The organism is Micromonospora sp. NPDC051296, assembly GCF_040682255.1.
In the GTDB taxonomy this organism is placed as follows: domain Bacteria; phylum Actinomycetota; class Actinomycetes; order Mycobacteriales; family Micromonosporaceae; genus Micromonospora; species Micromonospora craterilacus.
This window is the reverse complement of sequence record NZ_JBFBAO010000585.1, coordinates 1-2,452: the sequence shown is the minus strand read 5'-3', so window position 1 is coordinate 2,452 and position 2,452 is coordinate 1. Positions and strand designations below refer to the sequence as shown.

Sequence of the window (2,452 nt, the reverse complement as noted above, 5' to 3'; positions counted from 1 at the left end):
CGCGGAAGACGAGCTTGGACTTGTCGATGTTGTTGGGGTCGCCTTCGCAGTCGATCACGACGATCTGGCCTGGGGTCAGTTCGTTGAACAGGATCCGTTCGGACAGGTTGTCCTCGATGTCCCGTTGGATCGTGCGGCGCAGCGGCCGCGCGCCCAGCACCGGGTCGAAGCCCTTGGTCGCCAGGTACTTCTTCGCGTTGTCGGTCAGTTCCAGACCCATGTCCTTGTTCCGCAGCTGCGTCTCGATCCGGGCGATCATGATGTCGACGATCGACAGGATCTCCTGCTGACGCAGCTGGTGGAACACGATGGTGTCATCGATACGGTTCAGGAACTCCGGCCGGAAATGCTGCTTCAGCTCGTCGTTGACCTTCTGCTTCATCCGGTCGTAGTTCGACTCCGAGTCATCCGACGCCTGGAAACCCAACGACACGGCCTTCGCCACGTCCCGGGTACCCAGGTTCGTGGTCAGGATGATGACCGTGTTCTTGAAGTCCACGATCCGACCCTGACCGTCGGTGAGCCGACCGTCCTCCAGGATCTGCAGCAACGTGTTGAACACATCCGGGTGGGCCTTCTCGATCTCATCGAACAACACCACCGAGAACGGGCGACGCCGCACCTTCTCCGTCAGCTGCCCACCCTCGTCATACCCCACATACCCGGGCGGCGCGCCGACGAGCCGCGACACCGTGTACCGGTCGTGGAACTCCGACATGTCCAACTGGATGAGAGCGTCCTCGGACCCGAACAGGAACTCCGCGAGGGCCTTCGACAGCTCGGTCTTACCCACACCCGACGGACCGGCGAAGATGAACGAACCGGACGGACGCTTCGGGTCCTTCAAACCAGCGCGGGTGCGGCGGATGGCCTTCGACACCGCCTTGACCGCGTCTTCCTGCCCGATGACGCGCTTGTGCAGCTCGTCCTCCATGCGCAGCAGCCGCGACGTCTCCTCCTCGGTCAACTTGTAGACCGGGATACCCGTCCAGTTACCGAGCACCTCAGCGATCTGCTCGTCGTCGACCTCGGAGACGACATCCAGGTCGCCGGCCTTCCACTCCTTCTCCCGCTGCGCCTTCTGACCCAGCAGCTGCTTCTCCTTGTCCCGCAACTGCGCGGCCCGCTCGAAGTCCTGCGCGTCGATCGCGGACTCCTTGTCCCGACGCACCTGAGCGATCCGCTCGTCGAAGTCCCGCAGGTCCGGCGGCGCCGTCATCCGACGGATCCGCATCCGCGCACCCGCCTCGTCGATCAGGTCGATCGCCTTGTCCGGCAGGAACCGATCCGAGATGTACCGGTCGGCCAACGTCGCCGCCGCCACCAACGCCGCATCGGTGATCGACACCCGGTGGTGCGCCTCGTACCGGTCCCGCAGCCCCTTCAAAATCTCGATGGTGTGCGCCAGCGACGGCTCACCCACCTGAATCGGCTGGAACCGACGCTCCAACGCCGCGTCCTTCTCCAGATGCTTACGGTACTCATCCAGCGTCGTCGCGCCGATGGTCTGCAACTCACCACGCGCCAGCATCGGCTTAAGGATGCTCGCCGCGTCGATCGCGCCCTCAGCCGCGCCCGCACCCACCAAAGTGTGGATCTCATCGATGAACAAGATGATGTCGCCGCGGGTGCGGATCTCCTTGAGCACCTTCTTCAGACGCTCCTCGAAATCACCCCGGTAACGCGAACCGGCCACCAGGGCACCCAGGTCAAGCGTGTAGAGCTGCTTGTCCTTCAGCGTCTCCGGCACCTCACCCTTGATGATCTTCTGGGACAGGCCCTCCACCACCGCGGTCTTACCCACACCCGGCTCACCGATCAGGACCGGGTTGTTCTTCGTCCGGCGGGAGAGCACCTGCATCACCCGCTCGATCTCCTTCTCCCGCCCGATCACCGGATCCAGCTTGCCCTCCCGGGCCGCCTGCGTCAGGTTCCGGCCGAACTGGTCCAACACCAGACTCGTCGACGGCGCGGCCTCACCCGGCGCGGTACCCGCCGCGGCCGGCTCCTTGCCCTGATAGCCCGACAGCAACTGGATCACCTGCTGACGGACCCGGTTCAAATCGGCGCCGAGCTTCACCAGCACCTGCGCCGCCACACCCTCACCCTCACGGATCAAACCCAACAGGATGTGCTCCGTGCCGATGTAGTTGTGCCCCAGCTGCAAAGCCTCACGCAGCGACAGCTCCAACACCTTCTTGGCCCGCGGCGTGAACGGAATATGCCCACTCGGCGCCTGCTGACCCTGACCGATGATCTCCTCCACCTGCTGACGGACACCCTCCAGAGAGATACCCAGGCTCTCCAGGGCCTTCGCCGCCACACCCTCACCCTCATGGATCAGGCCCAACAGGATGTGCTCCGTACCGATGTAGTTGTGGTTGAGCATCCGGGCCTCTTCCTGGGCCAGGACGACAACCCGTCGCGCTCGGTCGGTGAACCGCTCGAACAT

The 2,452-nt window shown here is 64.1% G+C and carries 1 protein-coding gene; it reads right to left on the bottom strand.

Annotated elements, in window-relative coordinates:
- On the bottom strand, nucleotides 1–2,452 hold a 2,452-nt coding region (locus AB0M52_RS33200; RefSeq protein WP_363961807.1), incomplete at its 3' end, for an ATP-dependent Clp protease ATP-binding subunit.